The sequence below is a fragment of the Clostridium sp. BNL1100 genome (assembly GCF_000244875.1).
Taxonomy (GTDB): domain Bacteria; phylum Bacillota; class Clostridia; order Acetivibrionales; family DSM-1351; genus Ruminiclostridium.
In genome coordinates this window covers 17,241-35,603 of the sequence record NC_016791.1, presented here as the reverse complement: position 1 = coordinate 35,603, position 18,363 = coordinate 17,241, and the positions used below count along the sequence as shown (strand labels likewise).

The window sequence follows — 18,363 nt, the reverse complement described above, 5'->3', positions numbered from 1 at the left end:
CCCCCTGTCAGTCTACCCTGCTGTTTTCCATAGCCTGCAACCCCATCTGTATAGCCATGTACAAAATCTCTTTCCTATCTTGTGAATCTTCGTTTTCCTGCATATCCATAAGCATCCTGACAAACTCACCCTTTATGCCGGGGTCTTCAAGATACTGTTCATAATCAAACTGAATAGAAGTTTCGTTCTTTATCCTTACATAAAAACATTTATTTTTTATAAGCTCCATTAGATACTTTATATCAGGTGTAAAATTCTTTGGAATAAATCCCTTTAGAGTAAGACTATATAAATCCTTATTACGAAAATCTATGTTATCGTCCATTGATAATTTTTGAATAATCTCTTCGTTGCTCTTACACCCGGTAACATCCAGTTCTATGTTATAGTAATTCCTACTGGAATACGGCACAAAAGCTGCTTCAACAAATTTGCTATTATCATTGGTAAACATAATCTTTCCCTGAACAAAGCCGTGAACTCCCTCTTCGTCAAACCCCATTGGTTCCGGACTTCCCGGATTTATAATTATGCTTGTCCCGTTCTGATACCTTATATAATTGTGCATGTGTCCGAGGGCAACATAATCCATGCCCAAACTAAAAATATCCTTAGATCCTATGGCATTATAGTTGCTTTCCTCAAAAGGCATATCAACGGTACCATGAAAAACCAATATATTAAATGTGTCTGTTGAAATATTATTTTCCTTGATCCTTGAATAGTCCTCTGCTACCCGACCAACTGCCCCCATGTTATAAATACAGGTATTGAACTTTTCTAAGAACAATACCTGATCTGAATCCGTAAGAATATGTACATTTTCACTCCAACTTATTGTGTTGTAATAAGAGTTTTCTTTCAATGGGTCATGATTCCCCGGGATAATTACAACCTCTGTTCCGTAAAGCTCTGAAAAAAGGTTTCTTACCCCGATTATCGTAGAACCACGTACACAGCTTTCCTCAAAAAAGTCACCACTGATTATTAGTAAATTTATATTTTGAATTCTAACTCTATCAATTATGTTTTCAAGACAGCTTTCCAATTCCCGTCTCCTGATATCCGCTTTTTCCTTATCTCCCAGTGATGAAAAAGGCGTATCAAGATGTATATCCGCAGTATGTATAAACGAGACCTGTTTCACACAAAACCTCCATATGTCATTATTTACGTTTAAATGCCATTGTTCCCGTTGCTAATAAGCGGAATTGTAACATACGCTACAGCATATTCCCTGCAATGTGACAGACTTATTGATATTCCTACAGCACCCAAGGAATCATAAAAAGCCTTTGCCTTGCCAGTAAGCCTTACGTTAGGTTTTCCAAGAGAATCTTTTATAATTTCAATTTCATTAAAGGCTGCAATCTTACCAATACCTGTTCCAAAAGCCTTTGAAACAGCCTCTTTTGCTGCAAATCTGGCAGCATAGCTTTGAAATTTTGCAGCCTTTCTACTCTCGCAGTATTCGATTTCATCCCGGGTAAATACTTTTTCCGAAAACTTTACGCCTCCGTTCTCAATTGCTTTCTTTACCCTGTCAACCTCTATAATATCCGTCCCTAAAAGCAATTCCACAACCGGCACCACCTTATCTGAAAAGGTCAAAGAAGCTTGCAAAATTCTTAAAATCCTTACCCAGAACCATTTTTCTTATCTTTAAATCAGAAAATCCCGTACATTTTCTTATACGGTCTTCAATATTTTCATCTTCATTCTCAATAATAAACACATTATTGTATGAGAAAGGATATACCTTTCTGAAGTTCTCCTTTATGCTGTCAATAATACTGGTACCCTTGAAAATAAAATCTCTTTTATCCTCAACCTGTATAACAGATAAGTTTATATTATAATCCATGGCAGCCTTGACTTCATCCTTTAATTCCTTCTTGAAAATCTCCACATAATTTGGTAGCATAAACCTCTGCTGCAGCTGAATTACCGATAAATTATTTAATACCGGTGCAATATGTCCCGCAATTGTTTCAAGAGTTATCAGGTTTTCTTCATTATCCAATCGCAAACCATCATACTTGAAAATAATTATGGCTCCTGAAAGCTCAACTTCCAAAATATCAATATATATAGGTACGATTAGTATTCCCTGAGCCTCTCCAACCTTTTGAGCTGCCTCAAATCCTATATATCCGGATACTTTATCCTGCCCGATTTCATAAACACAGTCGCCCTCAAAAACACGCCTCCAATTGTCATTTGGGATTATGCTTTTGTCTAAATTTTCTTCTAACCCAATTGATTCTGAGATACTAAACTCATTGGATTCCTTATCATACAGACAAAGCAACCCCTTTTGCAAATTAAAAGAAATCTCAAGTGTCTTGGCTGCAACCTCCATAAGAGTGTCTATCTTTAATGAACTGCTGATATTTTTTATTAGTTTATTCAAAGATATAAGTTTATCCAATTTTCTTTGGATAATTTGTTTCTGTTCGTTTACCTGCTTAAATAAGTTAGCATTGCTTAGTGCAATATACATTGAGGATGCAAGGCTTTCTATAAGTTCGAATATACCGCTGCTATATTCGTCACCTGTAACGGTATCACTTAATGTTACAAAGCCAAGAATCTGACTTTCTTTTATAATTATAACAATATACTTGGCCTCAAGCCTTTTCACCTGATTGTCAGAACCTTCAAACAGATTGGAAAAATACTTGCTGTCATCCGGGTTTTGTAAATCTATAATAACCTTGTTGGAGTCAATTTTATAATTTTTATTAAGGCAAAGACTCACAAAAGCATCCTTAATGTTGTAAAATACATCTTTAAATCCCTTTAAGACATATCTTCCGCTTCTTTCATCATATAAAACAAAGCCTGTCACAGTACTCCTTGTTAATTCGGAGAATAATTCAACTGATAAGTCATACAGTGCATTAATACGTAATTCGCTTAACAGTACCTTGGACGATTGGTTTATTGCGAAAAGGTTGAATATCTTTTCGTCAAGCTCCTTATTTACTTTAGCCAAATCCTCATACCTGCTGTAGTTTTCAAGAGCAGTATTTATAAGACGCATCAGAGATTCTGATATTATATAGTCATCGTCTGCAAAATCTTTACCGTTAATCATTATAAATCCATAAAGCTTTCCTTCTATAATTAACGGAACTATGGCGTTTATACCCATGTCCGAGACCATTTCCAAGTCAAAAAACCTGACTATTTTATCTTTTTCATAAAGGATGTTTCCATAAAAAGTAGCAAGGTTTTCAAGTTTACTTGTATTCTCTATTTCTCTTACATAATCCTTAAAGCCCTTAACCTTCTTTGCAGTGTATCTGCTGTCTTCAAGAACATATACTATAGAATTGTTTACAAGTAATAATTCATTTATAAAATCAAAAGCAGCTTCAATTATCTGATCAAACACAAGTTTTTGTGAAAAGTATTCTATTGCTTGCATTAGCCCGGTATATCTATATAGTTTTGCTGATAATATTTCATTTTTCTTCTCATCTTCAAGCCTTTGTAGTATTGACTGGTATTTCATATACCTTACCCTCCCCAACAATTAAACTTTGCTGCATTGATTACTTTTTATAGTTCTTTTATTGTACCTTCGCTATAGTAAAAGCTTGTTCTAAGTACCGGTTTTTGAATTTCCTTCTGGATACGCTTTATTTCAAAAAAGGTGTTCGGAAATGCCTTTTTAAGAATTGTGATTTCTCCTTCTCCTTTGACTTTCAGATACCCTGCGATATTCTTTCTGGCTTCCTCCTTTGCCTGCAACTCCGCTCTTATATTGTTGTAAATTTCATTAAGCTTCTCAAACTCATTTTTTCTTGATTTTCCTGCATCAGATATGTTAAAAATAGATATTTGCTGCTTATACTGGTTCATTGAGGTTTTAAGCTGCTCTATTTCCTGTGTGAGATTATCAAGGGAATCTTTAAGTGAAACCCTGTCAAATCCTTTTACACATATATTGGTTCTCTTCTCACTAGGAGTACCATATGTAGCTGCAAGTACTCTAATATCTGCAGTTATATTTCCTCCGATAATCTGACCTTTTAGTGATTCCAGTATTACTTCCTTAGCAATAATATTGCTGTTCAGGCAGTAAAATCCTACATGTACACTTCCATCACAGATTATTTCCGCATCAGCAACAAACTTGAGGTATAGATTTTTTTTACATTTTATAACAGTCTTACCCTTACCTGCTATACCGCCTCTTATGTAAATGCTTCCTTCGCTGCTGTTAATTTCTTTACAACTACCAACACCATATTCACCAAGTACTTCTATATCCTTTGTAGTAGTGACTGTGTAGTTGTCCTCAATTGTACCCTTGACGGTTAAGTAGCCGTCAAAATCAACGTTTCCGGTTTTAACCCCTACATTATCGCCTATTTCCAAATGATTGGATACGCCTATACTGTCGCCTGCGAAATAAACAGCACCCTTCCTCATGGCGTATAGAGTTGTTTTACCTTCTTCTTCTACGGCTCTTACTGTTTTGCGATCAAAAAAAATCGGATAGTCTTTTCCGGGCATGGGTTTTATAGGATTACCATATACTGTTTTCCCTTCTTTTCCCGAACCTGCATGAATTTTTTCGCCGAGCCATTCGCCTTCAGACACCATGTTTATCAGGTTAAGGTCATAGTGATCTGCAGTACCGTCTTCTTTAATTTCAGGTTTAGCCTCTTTTATTTGATATAACCTGTTTTGAGAATCCTTCCCGTTCTGAGGAAGTTCTCCTTCAGCTATAAGTACCGTTTTGCCGACAATCAAATTTAAAAGCACGTCCTTTTTAATCCCATAAACAACGCCTCTACGGTTTAATTCAAGAACTACCTCTTTGATTATTTCAGTCCCTAAAATTTCTTGTTGTCCCACATTTACGGTTACGTAAGCCCTTAATTCGTCTCCTGATACTTCTATACTTACTCTCTCTTTTGCACTGGCAAATTTTTTGGGGTCTTGTGGTGCCAATACAAGTGCATTTTTAATTACTGCAAAGTTTGTTACTTTGATTTCGGGATGTGAATTTAGAATTTTTTGAAATTCATCTATACTCAATCCTTTTTTTAAGGATTGTATGTAATACCCATCATCCCTTTTTGTTATAGTAATGTACGGAGAAGAATAGATAGTGATATTTGCTGACATTTGAAATCCCCCTTGGTTTCATATAAAACGCTACAAATGCCGGTTGTCCAAATTATCTCACTCTCAGTCTGTATTACAATCTTATCTGATTCCTTCTTCTTTCTTGTAACACGCTGTCCAGCGCCGTTGCCTCGTTCACAGCTGTCTCTAATTTTTCAACCATTTCTTCAGATTCTATACTAGATATTATCTGGTGTTTGAACATATTCAACATGCTCTCTATATAATCAAGTCTTGCATGTATTCTTTCTAATTCGTTCCTCTCCTCCTTGACTCTTTCAATAGCCTTTTCATCCATTTCAATGATGTTCTTAATATCGTCAAGCATTCTGTCATCTTTCATAAAGCTTATCTTTCTTCGGTTTGCATTGATTTTATTCATCAAATCACTTATATTAATCTCAGATATTTCCTTACTTCTGATTGAATAGTTTGTCATAAGCTTTGTATAGGAAATAACAAGTTTTAAACTCTGTTCAACAATTTTTTCTTTAAGATAACTGTATTCTTCGCCTCGTTTTTGCGAATTAAAAATATCGTTCTTATCCTGCATTATCTTCCTCAATTTTTGTTTCTGAATTGGGTTTCCCAAGTTTCTTGCTTGTGAAGAAAGCCTGTTGCACTGCCGATTCAAATCATTGATTTCCTTTTTCTTTTCCTTCCTTTTAACTTCTTCCTTGTAGTTGTTACTAAACATACTTTGTATAACCATAGCAAGGTATACCACAACACCCGCCCCGTAAGCTCCTGTCAAAACCAAAGAGTAATCGGCAGTCTGTGACGTAATCATATTTTGGACCTGGCTATTATTGCTTATCAAATTGATTAAAGCCGTCCATATAATCAAAGTTGAAAAATTTCTGAATCTTAAAAGTGCACTTACAAATAAATTAGAATTCATAATTCCCTCTGCTTACATAAAAATTCAATCCTATAGAAAAAGCTGATAAAAAAGGCAGTCAAGGTATCTTCCAAATTTGTACCCGACCTCCTTCATTTCACCGCAAAGTTTGAACCCTGTTTTCTCATGCATTTTAATACTTACTTTATTATCCGTAGTAATACATGAAATAATAACATGGTACCCTGCTTCTTTCCCAAGCCGTATAATGTAATCCATAAGCTTATTTCCTATGCCCCTCTTCTGAAAATCAGGGTGAACATACACAGACAGCTCGCAAGTTTTTTTATAACCTTCTTTTGCCCTGAACTCAGATAGACTTGCATAACCTGCAACCTCTCCTTCTTCTACATAGACAATTAAAGGAAAACGATTGCCCTTATAATGGGAAAACCATACAGCTCGTTGCTCTATGGTTTGCGGGTTTATATCAAATGAGGCAGTTGTATTTTTAACCGCCCAATTGTAAATATCCGTTATTTTGGGTAAATCTGCTTCAATTGCTTCTCTAATATGTGTATCCATTTTGTACTATCCTTATTCATGAATTAATTTGATACCTTGTTGTCCGTTTTCTCTTTTACCTCAAATCCACCGTTATCTCCTCCAAGAAGTGCTTCTGCTCTGGCTTTTGCCCTGTCTCTTGCAGAATTCATATCCAGCTTTTTAAGTTTCATATCAATATTATCCTGATTAAGTGATTCCACAGCATTGGCTCTGGCAGTCTTTTTGTTAACTATATCACGTGCCCTGTCAAGGCTGTCGTTAACACTTCCTACCCTGCTATTCTTTGATGTATATTGTGCATTAACAGAGTTAATATTTTCGCGCAGATTAGCCATTTTGGCCTGTGATTTAAGAGTTTTCAGCTCATTAAGTTTCGCATTCATCTCAGACTCAAAAATCTTGTAGTCTTCGCGTATCTTTTGAACCTGTATCATGGCATTATCATAAGTTGCTTTGTGAGTCTCATATACAGTCTGATATTCTTCTTCCTGAACAAGAAGTTCAACTAAAAGCTCCTTATCTCCAACCCTCTGTGCAGACTCAACTCTTGCTTTTATGGCATTAAGATTTTTCTCGGCTGTTTTCATCTCTATTTTGATCATTTCAGCACTTGTTTGAATTTCAATAATTTGTTGCTCAGCTTCACGCCTTGCCTTATCTATCTGGTTCTTTATATCTTCGAACAATGCATCAGGATTTCTTTCCTCCAGATTTCCAACAAATAAGCCGAAAAATCCTCTAAACATTTGTCCCAGTCTACTAAATAAACCCATTATCTTATTCCTCCTTAAAAGTATATAAACACTATTTTTTACAATATTATAAATAAAATTTATGAACCATATATAAGATACTTTAAATTTATAATAAAAACACAGTAATGTAAATAATTATTTCTAAAAATACCATATATTATTGGCTTAGGATTTATCAAACCTGGCCCAATATTTTTCTGGCAGCAGATCAATATCATCGCATTCAGCAATAGCAAGCTCAGTCATAAATTCTATCTCCTGAGTACTTGGCCTGCATTTTTTTAGAGCCTCTTTAAGTATATCATCTGTAATTACAGGATGATCCTCTGTCTTGTTGCAAGCAAGTTCATATGCTTTCCTCACAACCGTATCTATTTCGGCTCCCGTATAACTTTCTGCCAATTCAGAATATGGAATAAAATCCTGAATATCGGTATTAAATCCATATTTTTTAATTATTATCCTGAAAATCTCAGCACGTTCCTCTTTTTCAGGCAATAGTACAGGTATCTTTTTATCAAACCTTCCGGCTCTTTTTAAAGCAGCATCAAGAAGGTCAGGTCTGTTTGTTGCAGCTATAAAAATAATTCTTCCCCTATTATTTGTATTACTGGTGAATTGTAAAAATTCACTGAAAATATTCCTGCTTACTCCACTATCGCCGGACTCTCCTCTTCTGAAAGCAGTATCAATTTCATCCACAAAAACTATAACAGGTTCCTGTGATTTAGCCCCAAGCAGACACTTTTTAAAATTCTTTTCACTCTCTCCGACATACTGGCCCAAAATCCTTGACATATCAATCTTTACACAATTAAACCCACTTGACTTTGCCAATGCTTCAACCAACAAGGTTTTCCCGGTTCCGGACGGGCCGCATAGAAGAATTCCCATTGGAACTCTTCTGGAATCACCTCTTCTGACAGGCTCAATAATATTTTTTGTAAGATAACTTTTAGCAGCTTCCATTCCACCGATGTCTTCAAAAGCTATCTCTGGATATATAAAATCAAGAACGTCCCCGTATTCCTTTTTTAAAACCTCATGCTTTTTCTCTTTTATAAAATCAAAACTAATAGGTACGCCCTCTGCCTCAGCCTTTAACTTTATATCTTTTATACTTTTCCTGTTCAGACCCGATGAAAGCTTTGAAAACTCGTCGATGGAGATTTCAGATGTAGTAGTTTTGTCATTAAGTAGAAATTCGATATAGCTTTTTCTTTCCTCTTCTCCGGGAAGCTCCACAAGAATGGGCTCTATCCTATAGGAGGATTTTAAAAATTCACGGCTTATATCAACAAGGTTGTCCGCCAGCATAAATATAGTACTTCCAACTGATGAAATTTTAGAATTAACCGACCATTCCGACATCCATATGAGAGCCATTCTTTCTTCTAAAGTCATACTACCGATATCACCGGAAGGTACTATTTTTTCGGCATGGTCTATAAACAGAGCCATCTTTGTACTTTTTAATGCAATATCTATAAATGGAAAAATTCTGGAGGGCGTTGAAAAAAATAATTTCGTTGCCCCATTGTCGGTTATTTTGTTAAATTCCCTTTCCATTTCAGGAGCCAAAAAAGTAAGGCCTCTGGAAATATCGTAAAAAGCTACAATTCCGAAATTCCTCTGCTTAATAAATTCATCATCTATATATCTAAAAAAATTCCTTGTATTGTCCATGGTGTCCTTTACATTGAAGTAAAACAGAAACTCATGGGATATACCTGATTTGTATTTCGATAAAAATTCATTGAACCACATGTTTTTTTTCCTCTTTGTAAATTAATCATCCCTACTCTTATTATATACAAAAAATATTAAAATGTCTGGTAACCTCAATAACTAATAATTAACTATTACCTTTTTGCATCTTCAAAGAAGAAAGAATTGTGGATTCCTGATTCATTATGTGAGTTTTGGCTATATTTCTGGCATTTTCCATTGATCTGGAACTGACAGCCTCATATATGTCATTATGTTCTTTTATAAGGTTTTTGGAATTGTTATACTCTTTAAGGTATATAACCCTGAACCTCTGAACCTGCTCTCTTAAATTGTTTATAATTGAAATCAGCTTATCGTTTCGGGATGCTTTGTAAATAATGTCATGAAACTCTACATCTTTTTTTATGGAACCGTTGAGATTTTCTTTTTCAATGTAGGAAGCAAATTGTCCGTTTATATGCTTTAATTCCTTCAACTCGTCGTCTGTAATTCTCTCTGCCGCCAGTGAAGTAGCCAAACCGTCCAGTGATGCTCTTACCTCAAGAACATCCATTATATCCTTGATTGAAAGCTCCGCAACATGGGCACCCTTTCTCGGAATCATATCCACCAGCCCTTCAAGTTCAAGCTTTCTTATGGCTTCTCTGACAGGTGTTCTGCTGACACCCATTTTTTCTGCCAGCTGAACTTCCATAAGTCTCTCTCCCGGACGTAATTCACCTATTATAATAGCCTCTCTTAATGAATTAAAAATAACTTCTCTCAATGGTTTATAATCATTCAAATTAATTTTCGATAATTTGCTAGCCATTATTTATGATCCTCCCTTTAATCATTCGTAATATATGTCAAAATACAGTCAACTCTATTTTTATTTATTTTACTGTAAGCCTTTTTGGCTATACCATCATCTGCAAATAAACCGAAAACAGTAGGACCGCTTCCGCTCATAATGCTTCCGATTGACTCTTTGGACATTAAATCCTTCTTGATTTTATCTATCAGAGGATATCTCTCCACAGTCACACTTTCAAGAACATTACATAGGTTTTTGCCTATAAAATTTGTATCTTTATTTCTAAGTGCTTCTATAAGCAAATCAGTTTTAGGCCTGTCGGTGATTTTATCCATTTGGAGACCTTTGAATACGGATGCTGTTGAAACCCCAAACCTCGGTTTTACTAGTATAACTGGGATAGCTTCCATTTCCGGCAAAGGTGTGATTATCTCTCCTATCCCTTCTGCCAGAGCAGTCCCTCCAACTATACAGTACGGAACATCAGCACCTATTGTCTTTCCTATATCCATTAGCCCCTGTTGATCCAGTCCAAACCCAAAAAGTTTATTCATCCCCTTTAAAACTGCTGCAGCATCGGAGCTTCCTCCCGCCAGTCCGGCAGCCACAGGAATCATTTTTTCTATCTTTATTCGCACACCTGTATCAAGCCCATATTTTCCAATTAGCTTCTCAGCGGCTTTATAGGCAATATTTGAATTGTTATTCGGTACATACGGAGCATCACATTCTATCTCAATACCCGATTTTATTTCCTGAATAGTTATGATATCATGCAATTGTAGGGTCTGCATAATCATTTTAAGGTTATGATAACCGTCGTCCCTCTTATTGAGTACATCCAGAGATAAATTTATCTTTGCATGTGCATTTAATGTGATCATTATACATATCCTTTGCTTTTTATTTAAGTACATTATATACAAAATACATCCTTATATCAATAAATTCAATCACAACAAGCCTTCGGCAATTTTTGTGTATCAAATTATTAAAAATAAATACATTTATTATAACAGTGTAAAATAAAAAGGTTCTTGAGGTAACTCTCAAAAACCTTTTTTTATATCTATGTATATACTTATATTTAAATGGCCCTTTTTAGAATAAGCAGCTGCTGTCCCGGCATTAAGACATCCTTTTCATTTAAGTTATTAACCATAAGAAGATTATCCACAGTTGTAGAGTATTTCTTTGCAATTTTCCACAAACTATCACCGGGTTGCACAATATATATTATTACACTGGGCATAGAAAGAATTTTTTTCTCATCAATAACTCCTTCCGTTGCCTTGTTTATAACAGGAATAACCTTAGTGGTTTCAACTCTGGCATTTACACCTATCGCACAGCGAACCTCTACCTGGTCTGTTGACAGCATACTATAATTGCAATGCTCCATTTCAACACTTGTATCTACCTTCATATCACTTGCCAAACCCCTAATTTCAACAATGTGTTTAAAAGGAATCTCCTTACTGTAACAGAATACAGGCTGTTCCTCATCATTGGACAGGTAAATCACATTATTTAGCACTGACCCTTCCACAGTTAGTTTTTCATCCTCTATCTGTGTGTCAGAAACATTACACCTGCTCAGTACATTAAATATTTCACGGACTTCAGGATTAAAGTCTTCAAAATTTAATGTATCCTTGACTATAAGCTGACTTTTGTTGTCTGAAACAGTCTCGTCTATAGAGAACTGCTGTTTTTCAAGAATAATTCTTGTTTTTGGACTGTAGGCATCTGCCAGCACCTCAAATGAATTTTTGTACAAGCCGGTTACATAGATATTAATTGTCGCTTCAGCCCTAAGATTCCTCTTTTCTCCATCACTGTCCTCAAAAGGTTCAACTTTGTAATCAACCAAATCGAAATCCAAATTTACGTCAGTATCCTCTCTGACACCTTCGAGCTCAATAAACTGTGTAAATGACAGCTCGTTTTCCATATATTGCATACTCCTGGTTTCATCATCCGCTATGTACAAGGTAGCAATATTTATGTCTCCTTTTACCACTACATTACCGTCAGATATTTTAAAATCTTTGCCCGAAATCTTTAAATCATTTCTAAGAATTTCGGCAATAGTTGGCTTTGTAGAAGGAAGCTCCATATCTTCCTTTATAATAAAGTTTACCTTATTACTGCCCAGGTAAGTATTTATATCGATATCATCTTTCAATACCTGAATATCCTCTATACCTGTTATCCCTGAGGCTATCTCTCTATCGATTTCATCAAATACCCTGCAATTTATTGATAAGATAGCTTTTATATTTACTTTTCTTTCATTAAGTAGGGTGTAATCTATATGCTCAATTGTGCCCTTTGCTCTGCTTTTAACACCGCTTCTTACTCCGGGTATATCCATAGTATAAGAAAATGGGATATTCGTTGTAATACTTTTAACACTTCTATTTTCATCTGCCGAAATATACAGAATCTTAACAAGCAGGCAGCCTGAAACCACAGCTCTGTCGGTTCCTGTGTCACACCCGGTAACGAATACATCCCCATCCAGAAGAAGTATCTTGGCAATATCCGGTTTAACATCCGGAACAATTATATCATTTTCAATAACATTATCTATTGTATCCTCGCCTAATAAATTGTTTACTTTAAATGCCTGTTTTAACAACTCCAGAGACATTTTTCCAACCTCCCCTTATCCTTAAATATTGCATATCACAATCTAAAATATGAAAACAAACAACTATGTACTATGTAATATATATTTTCCATGTAATGGTATTATTCCTCAAAAATACTTTTAATTATATTTTATTCGTCTACAATAACCTACAAAACAAAAAAGAGACACAAATATTTGTGTCCCCTTTTTGTTTTGTTATATTATTAAGTTTCTCAGAAAGCTTATAACATAAATCCTAAGGATTAATAAAAATCTTAAACAAGATTAACATACCTGAATTTTTTTGTTATCCTTACATACAACTAATTCAACAGCTTTTGTCAATATATCTGTATAGCTATATGAAACTCTTCTGGTATTATCATACTCGTTTTCAAACTTAACTACAAAAATACTTGGATAAGTATTTTCCAGAACGCCTTCACGTATGAAAGATTTTTTACGTCCTTTATTTGCTCTGAGCTGTACCTTTTCACCAATACAGCCTTCGATATCTCTTTTTATCTGAAAAAGCTCTCCTTTGTCTATCATGGTATCACCTCATCATCAGTTTAATTTATTATAGCATAAATTCAGACGCTTGTCAAAAATAATATATTATACAAGCGTATTGCCCTTATGTCAAGCATTTTTTGTATATACGCCTACCCTAAGGGGTGCTTTGAAAATCGTTATCAATTACTTTTTCATCATGTTCTTCACTGTTTTGTTCCTCATTGTTTTCATCTAAAATATCAAGATCATCCTCTTCTGCATCAGCAATTAACCGAACCTCTACACCTTTAAGAATAATTATTTTTCTGCCATCACAGTCTTTGATGTCTTCTACCCTGAAAAGAACATCTTTCTCATAAGATTTTCTGTAAACCAAGCTTCCTAATTCAATCTCCTTCATAATTATTCTTCCCCTTCAAGTTATAGTATGCCAAATATATAAATAATTATTAAATCTATAATAAATTTAGTAATTCAGCCATTATACATTTAAATAGTCTTTATATTCTATACTATGATTTTTGAGCCTTGTTTTGTGAACTATTGTGTGAAGTCTATTTAAGTTATATAATATTTTCGTATTTAAGTTAATTATTCTAATCCTGTTATATATATGGAAATAATGTGTTTTTTAAATAATAAATGTATTCGGAAGGGGAAATTATATTGCAAACTGATATACAAATTGCTCAGGGATGTAAGATGCAGCATATTGCAGATATAGCAAAAAATCTTGGTATTGATACCGAAGATCTTGAGTTCTATGGTAAATACAAAGCCAAGTTATCAGATAAGCTGTGGGATAAGTTAAAGGATAAAAAGGACGGTAAGCTTGTTCTTGTTACTGCTATAAACCCTACTCCGGCAGGGGAAGGAAAAACAACCACTACTGTAGGTCTTGGACAGGCTATGGCCAAGATAGGTAAAAATGCGGTTATAGCTTTAAGAGAGCCTTCTTTGGGTCCTGTAATGGGTATTAAGGGAGGGGCTGCCGGAGGTGGTTATGCTCAGGTTGTTCCTATGGAAGACATTAACCTTCACTTTACGGGCGACATGCATGCAATAACTGCAGCAAATAATCTTCTTTCAGCTGCAATAGACAACCATCTTCAGCAGGGAAATACTCTTAGTATAGATCCCCGCCAAATTGTCTGGAAGCGTTGCATGGATATGAATGACAGGGCACTTAGAAATGTAATTGTAGGACTTGGCGGAAGAATCAACGGTGTTCCAAGAGAAGATGGCTTTAACATCACTGTTGCCTCGGAAATAATGGCAATACTCTGCCTTGCTCTGGATATTACAGACCTAAAGAAAAGACTTGGACGTATAATCATTGGCTACAATTACGAAGGAAAGCCAGTTACTGCACATGACCTAAAGGTTGACGGTGCAATGACCCTTTTGTTAAAAGATGCAATAAAGCCTAATCTGGTTCAGACCCTTGAAGGAACTCCTGCTTTAATGCACGGTGGACCTTTTGCAAATATTGCTCACGGATGTAATAGTATTTCGGCTACAAAACTTGCACTGAAAATGGCTGACTACGTTATTACCGAAGCCGGTTTCGGTGCAGACCTTGGTGCAGAGAAATTCTTTGATATCAAATGCAGATTTGCAGGCTTTAAACCTGACGCGGTTGTCCTTGTGGCCACAATAAGGGCACTTAAATATAACGGTGGTGTAAAAAAAGAAGATCTTAAAGAAGAAAATGTGGAAGCGTTATCCAAAGGCTTTGCAAATGCGGAAAAGCATATCGAAAATCTCAAACAGTTTGGTGTCCCTGTTATGGTTGCCATTAATCATTTTGATACCGATACCCAAGCTGAAATCAAGCTGGTTCAAGAAAAGTGCAGCTCTATGGGTGTTGAGGTTGCATTTTCAGATGTATTTTTAAAGGGCGGTGAAGGCGGAATAGAGCTGGCAGAAAAACTTGTGGCTCTTACTGATTCTTCGGTTTCCAATTTTGCACCTATTTATGATGAAAAGCTCCCTATAAAGGAAAAGGTGCAGCAGATAGTTTCAAAGATTTACGGTGGCAGGAATGTTATTTATAATGCTGCTGCAGAAAAATCTATTGCTAAAATAGAAGAAATGGGTCTGGACAGACTTCCAATCTGTATGGCAAAGACCCAATATTCATTGTCTGACAATCCTCAACTTCTTGGTAGACCCCAGGATTTTGATGTTACAGTAAAAGAGGTTCGTATTTCTGCAGGAGCCGGGTTTATAGTAGTACTTACCGGAGATATAATGACAATGCCTGGATTACCTAAAGTACCGGCAGCAGAGAGAATTGACATAGATGAGACAGGTGTTATCACAGGACTATTCTAATAAAGTAAAATATAAAAGCTCAAGACCGGCCCTTTAAGGAGCCAGTCTAATTTTTTCATTTTTTTATTCAAAAGATGAACTTATTCTATTTATCCAGCCTCTTATATTATGTGTTAACACAAAACGTAAGATGTTGAAAGCTGCCCAAAGCAATGATGCTTTATTAAAATTGTCAGAATGCAAGGTTTTTAGAGCAGCAGTGGCAACCTATGTTAAAGATAATACAAACGTAAATATCTAATGTTACCCAGCAAAATATTTTAAAATCTACTCGGATAAATGTACTGTAGTAACTGTAGAAGATTTTAAAGGTAAGTGGATAAAATCTACAATACCATTGTATCCTTTTAAACGTGATAATAATTATATGTGCTCTACAGATATGACTTCAAAACCTACAAGATATGTACAAGCTTTACTGGGAAGTAAACAGAATTGAATATCAATTTTTTATACAAATTACCGAAGAGCCTCTCTCAAAGGAAAAGGCTATAGAGTTTGCAAAAGATTTTATGGCTACACAAAAATAGTAGTTGGATTAATATTATCCTTAAAATGTATATTTATAGCCGGCCTGATGGTCGGCTATCTTTTATTTACCAGTTGGGATTTTTACAATGCATTAAATTTCTCCAGAAATATCCGGTGGCACTGAGCCTCATCAATAACTTCCTGCATTCTAAGTAAATAACTTTGCTCAGACCAGCTTTTCCTGCTATTATAATACTTATTTATCACCCTCCAGAACTTTTGTGGAAACATTAGCATGATTTTCATCAGATTCATATCATTGTCGCTTAATGTTTCATACCGACTATATTCATTTAAAATAACGGCAGCCTCTCTTATATCCCAGTTACACTTACGCATTTTCCTTCGTAGAAGATTAACCAGGTCATAGACTTTTAAATCATAACAGCAGTATTCAAAATTAATCAGAAACATTTCATCATTCTGTAGGTATATATTATGGTGATTAAAATCATGGTGAGAAATAGTTCTGTTTTGCTGTGCTTCTTCCACAAGCTCGTAATAATCAGATGCAAGAAGCAGGCTTAGCGCCTTTTCACCAACCTCATAAAAATAATCAATATTCTTAGTCACCAGATTATCAAATTTCATTCTGCCCTTTTGTGCATTCTTTTTAAGTTTCTTGATTTCATCCAAACGTTTTCTGTAGCTCCCCGGCATCCTCCCCAGCTCACTTCTGCCATAGCTGTTTTCAGAGCACGTAAAACCATAGGAAGCTCTATGCATTTTAGCAAGCAACCCTGCACATCCTATTGTTTCCTCTTTATTGTCAAGATTGCATTCCCTTCCTTCTATATAGTCAGTTATATAAACTGTCTGATTGTTAAACTGAATGCTATAGTCACCTTTAGCAGTAGGAATATTTCTATCAATATGTATAAAACCGTTATTAAACAAATGTTCTTTTACTTCCCCTATGAAATTAATTCTTTCCTGTTTAACCGATGATATTTTTACAAGTTTCCTACCCGTATCCGTATCAGCCAGAAACATATCCCTAAAGTTATTTAAATTTTTAATTTTTAGGTTGTAATTTAATTGCAATTCCTTTTCAAATTCATTCATATTGCCCTCCAAGAGCTGTTTTTGCCCGTAATGCAAACTTTAACAGCGTGTACATTTTATTTAATAACAATATCTTTGCAGCATAAAATGACTATTAAGCAAAATGTGATACTAGATTATATGAAAAGTATAGGATTTGTAGAATTAAAACTTATTTTTTATATTTTTACTGCTTACAAATGCAGCTCCGCAATAAATACACATAACTCCTATAATAGGGTATGCATACCGGTCAAAGGACATATATACACAGTGTACAAAATTGAAGTATAATGCAATAAAGACAATAAGACTGATTTTCATAAACAGCCTTTCTCTTACACCCTTGAAAACGACATAAATAGCGGTAATGATAATAAAGAAGTGGTAAACTACCGCCAATCCAAAACTGATGCCAATTACATCCGTCCAATAAAAAGGAATTGTCCAAAAATAAAACGTCTTTCCTAGTGTATACCAGCATAAATACTTTAAGAAATGATTTTTAAACCCTTCCCGGATTCTTTTGAATGCTACATTACTTTCTATATTGTCTGTCTCCAAAGCTGTTTTTCCAACCTCATAGTTTGTTGTGTTTTCAGGAGTTTGTATGTAGTTAATATATGTGCCCTGCAAAAGTGGATTACCACTTGACGCCGTTAAAGGAATAAACGTCTGATATTCATTATAGTTCCTTACCCACCACGGAAGAGCCGATAAAATAAATATTAGTGCCATTGTAATACCATATTTTATACATTGGGACAGCCTATAATATTTATTAATAAAAATATAAAGCAGATAGAAGCACGGGTAGAATAACACCGTTGGTCTGCAAAAAACTGCAATTATCCATATTAAACTTAGAATTGCAGCCTTGGAAATGCTAAGATTATCGGCAAATTTGAAAGAAAAATATATTAAAGCCAACAGAATAAAAGTAAAAAGACACTCCGTAAGTATATATCCTGGTGTTACAAGATTGGGAGGGTAAAAGGAAAATATTACAGCTGATATCAATCCTGCCTTTTTATTAAATAGTTTTTTGGTTGTTAAGTACACAAACAGAATACTCAATGCAGAAAGCCCTGTTTGAATTATTCTGACTGCTTGTAGTCCCCAAAAACCTATTCCGAATATCTTTAATACCCCACTAACAAAAAGTGGGTACAAAGGCATTATAAAAACCGTAGCTTCATTAAAAGTTCTGTATGTGAGAACTCCTCTCTTTAAAAAGTAAAGTGAGCTCATATAATAATTTATATCATCGCTGTGAACCGACAGTATCTCTGGATAGATAAAAATCAGTACAAGTTTAATTATTGTTGTTATCAGAATCAAGGCTAAAACAGATACTGAATATTTGTTTTTCATATAACCCTTTCACCCCATTGTAAAAGTGTTATCTTATTCCATAGTATTCATACAGCTAAAAATCCTTAAAAGATGAAAAAAACCCGTC

16 protein-coding genes are annotated in these 18,363 nt (G+C 35.0%); 1 reads left to right on the top strand and 15 read right to left on the bottom strand.

Annotated elements, in window-relative coordinates; translation table 11 throughout:
* Positions 1-7: 7 nt before the first annotated feature.
* From CLO1100_RS00170 to CLO1100_RS00110, 13 genes are all read right to left on the bottom strand, one after another.
* A complete protein-coding gene (locus CLO1100_RS00170; RefSeq protein WP_014311735.1) occupies positions 8-1,147 on the bottom strand; it encodes a DNA repair exonuclease in 1,140 nt (379 codons plus the stop codon).
* 29 nt (positions 1,148-1,176) lie between these two features.
* A complete protein-coding gene (gene acpS / locus CLO1100_RS00165) occupies positions 1,177-1,581 on the bottom strand; it encodes a holo-ACP synthase (RefSeq protein ID WP_014311734.1) in 405 nt (134 codons plus the stop codon).
* A 13-nt stretch (positions 1,582-1,594) separates the two neighbouring features.
* Entirely contained in the window at positions 1,595-3,520 is a 1,926-nt protein-coding gene (locus tag CLO1100_RS00160) for a GAF domain-containing protein (RefSeq protein ID WP_014311733.1), read from the bottom strand.
* A gap of 47 nt (positions 3,521-3,567) precedes the next feature.
* Positions 3,568-5,145, bottom strand: a complete 1,578-nt coding sequence (locus CLO1100_RS00155) for a FapA family protein (protein WP_014311732.1) — start codon at positions 5,143-5,145, stop codon at positions 3,568-3,570.
* Positions 5,146-5,218: 73 nt separating this feature from the next.
* A complete protein-coding gene (locus tag CLO1100_RS00150) occupies positions 5,219-6,046 on the bottom strand; it encodes a hypothetical protein (RefSeq protein ID WP_014311731.1) in 828 nt (275 codons plus the stop codon).
* Positions 6,047-6,076: 30 nt separating this feature from the next.
* Positions 6,077-6,571: a GNAT family N-acetyltransferase gene (locus CLO1100_RS00145; protein WP_014311730.1), complete on the bottom strand. Its 495-nt coding sequence runs from the start codon at positions 6,569-6,571 to the stop codon at positions 6,077-6,079.
* Between the two features lie 23 nt (positions 6,572-6,594).
* Positions 6,595-7,326: a PspA/IM30 family protein gene (locus CLO1100_RS00140; RefSeq protein ID WP_014311729.1), complete on the bottom strand. Its 732-nt coding sequence runs from the start codon at positions 7,324-7,326 to the stop codon at positions 6,595-6,597.
* 147 nt (positions 7,327-7,473) lie between these two features.
* The gene (locus CLO1100_RS00135; RefSeq protein WP_014311728.1) at positions 7,474-9,075 is read right to left on the bottom strand and encodes an ATP-binding protein; all 1,602 of its coding nucleotides are present in this window, start codon (positions 9,073-9,075) and stop codon (positions 7,474-7,476) included.
* A gap of 88 nt (positions 9,076-9,163) precedes the next feature.
* Positions 9,164-9,850: a GntR family transcriptional regulator gene (locus CLO1100_RS00130; RefSeq protein WP_014311727.1), complete on the bottom strand. Its 687-nt coding sequence runs from the start codon at positions 9,848-9,850 to the stop codon at positions 9,164-9,166.
* A 17-nt stretch (positions 9,851-9,867) separates the two neighbouring features.
* Positions 9,868-10,719 carry a 4-(cytidine 5'-diphospho)-2-C-methyl-D-erythritol kinase gene (gene ispE / locus CLO1100_RS00125; RefSeq protein ID WP_014311726.1) on the bottom strand — a complete coding sequence of 284 codons (852 nt, stop codon included), beginning with the start codon at positions 10,717-10,719 and terminating at the stop codon, positions 9,868-9,870.
* Between the two features lie 203 nt (positions 10,720-10,922).
* The gene (locus tag CLO1100_RS00120) at positions 10,923-12,491 is read right to left on the bottom strand and encodes an SPOCS domain-containing protein (RefSeq protein WP_014311725.1); all 1,569 of its coding nucleotides are present in this window, start codon (positions 12,489-12,491) and stop codon (positions 10,923-10,925) included.
* Between the two features lie 267 nt (positions 12,492-12,758).
* Positions 12,759-13,025, bottom strand: coding sequence for a Veg family protein (locus tag CLO1100_RS00115; RefSeq protein ID WP_014311724.1), 267 nt, complete (start codon positions 13,023-13,025; stop codon positions 12,759-12,761).
* 118 nt (positions 13,026-13,143) lie between these two features.
* On the bottom strand, positions 13,144-13,389 hold the full coding sequence (locus CLO1100_RS00110) for a sporulation peptidase YabG (protein ID WP_014311723.1): 246 nt from the start codon (positions 13,387-13,389) through the stop codon (positions 13,144-13,146).
* A gap of 266 nt (positions 13,390-13,655) precedes the next feature.
* On the opposite strand from CLO1100_RS00110, the gene CLO1100_RS00105 reads away from it, so the two are divergent.
* Positions 13,656-15,326 carry a formate--tetrahydrofolate ligase gene (locus tag CLO1100_RS00105; RefSeq protein WP_014311722.1) on the top strand — a complete coding sequence of 557 codons (1,671 nt, stop codon included), beginning with the start codon at positions 13,656-13,658 and terminating at the stop codon, positions 15,324-15,326.
* Between the two features lie 612 nt (positions 15,327-15,938).
* Here CLO1100_RS00105 and CLO1100_RS00100 read toward each other — a convergent pair.
* Complete coding sequence (locus CLO1100_RS00100) at positions 15,939-16,922, bottom strand: CotS family spore coat protein (RefSeq protein WP_014311721.1); 984 nt, start codon at positions 16,920-16,922, stop codon at positions 15,939-15,941.
* Positions 16,923-17,066: 144 nt separating this feature from the next.
* Positions 17,067-18,275, bottom strand: coding sequence for a glycosyltransferase family 39 protein (locus tag CLO1100_RS00095; RefSeq protein WP_014311720.1), 1,209 nt, complete (start codon positions 18,273-18,275; stop codon positions 17,067-17,069).
* Between the last annotated feature and the right edge of the window lie 88 nt (positions 18,276-18,363).

Bases quoted from the DNA above. Each gene is read 5' to 3' on its own strand.
- CLO1100_RS00160 (WP_014311733.1), bottom strand. From the start codon at position 3,520: ATGAAATACCAGTCAATACTACAAAGGCTTGAAGATGAGAAGAAAAAT.
- CLO1100_RS00155 (WP_014311732.1), bottom strand. From the start codon at position 5,145: ATGTCAGCAAATATCACTATCTATTCTTCTCCGTACATTACTATAACA.
- CLO1100_RS00150 (WP_014311731.1), bottom strand. From the start codon at position 6,046: ATGAATTCTAATTTATTTGTAAGTGCACTTTTAAGATTCAGAAATTTT.
- CLO1100_RS00145 (WP_014311730.1), bottom strand. From the start codon at position 6,571: ATGGATACACATATTAGAGAAGCAATTGAAGCAGATTTACCCAAAATA.
- CLO1100_RS00140 (WP_014311729.1), bottom strand. From the start codon at position 7,326: ATGGGTTTATTTAGTAGACTGGGACAAATGTTTAGAGGATTTTTCGGC.
- CLO1100_RS00135 (WP_014311728.1), bottom strand. From the start codon at position 9,075: ATGTGGTTCAATGAATTTTTATCGAAATACAAATCAGGTATATCCCAT.
- CLO1100_RS00130 (WP_014311727.1), bottom strand. From the start codon at position 9,850: ATGGCTAGCAAATTATCGAAAATTAATTTGAATGATTATAAACCATTG.
- ispE (WP_014311726.1), bottom strand. From the start codon at position 10,719: ATGATCACATTAAATGCACATGCAAAGATAAATTTATCTCTGGATGTA.
- CLO1100_RS00120 (WP_014311725.1), bottom strand. From the start codon at position 12,491: ATGTCTCTGGAGTTGTTAAAACAGGCATTTAAAGTAAACAATTTATTA.
- CLO1100_RS00115 (WP_014311724.1), bottom strand. From the start codon at position 13,025: ATGATAGACAAAGGAGAGCTTTTTCAGATAAAAAGAGATATCGAAGGC.
- CLO1100_RS00110 (WP_014311723.1), bottom strand. From the start codon at position 13,389: ATGAAGGAGATTGAATTAGGAAGCTTGGTTTACAGAAAATCTTATGAG.
- CLO1100_RS00100 (WP_014311721.1), bottom strand. From the start codon at position 16,922: ATGAATGAATTTGAAAAGGAATTGCAATTAAATTACAACCTAAAAATT.
- CLO1100_RS00095 (WP_014311720.1), bottom strand. From the start codon at position 18,275: ATGAAAAACAAATATTCAGTATCTGTTTTAGCCTTGATTCTGATAACA.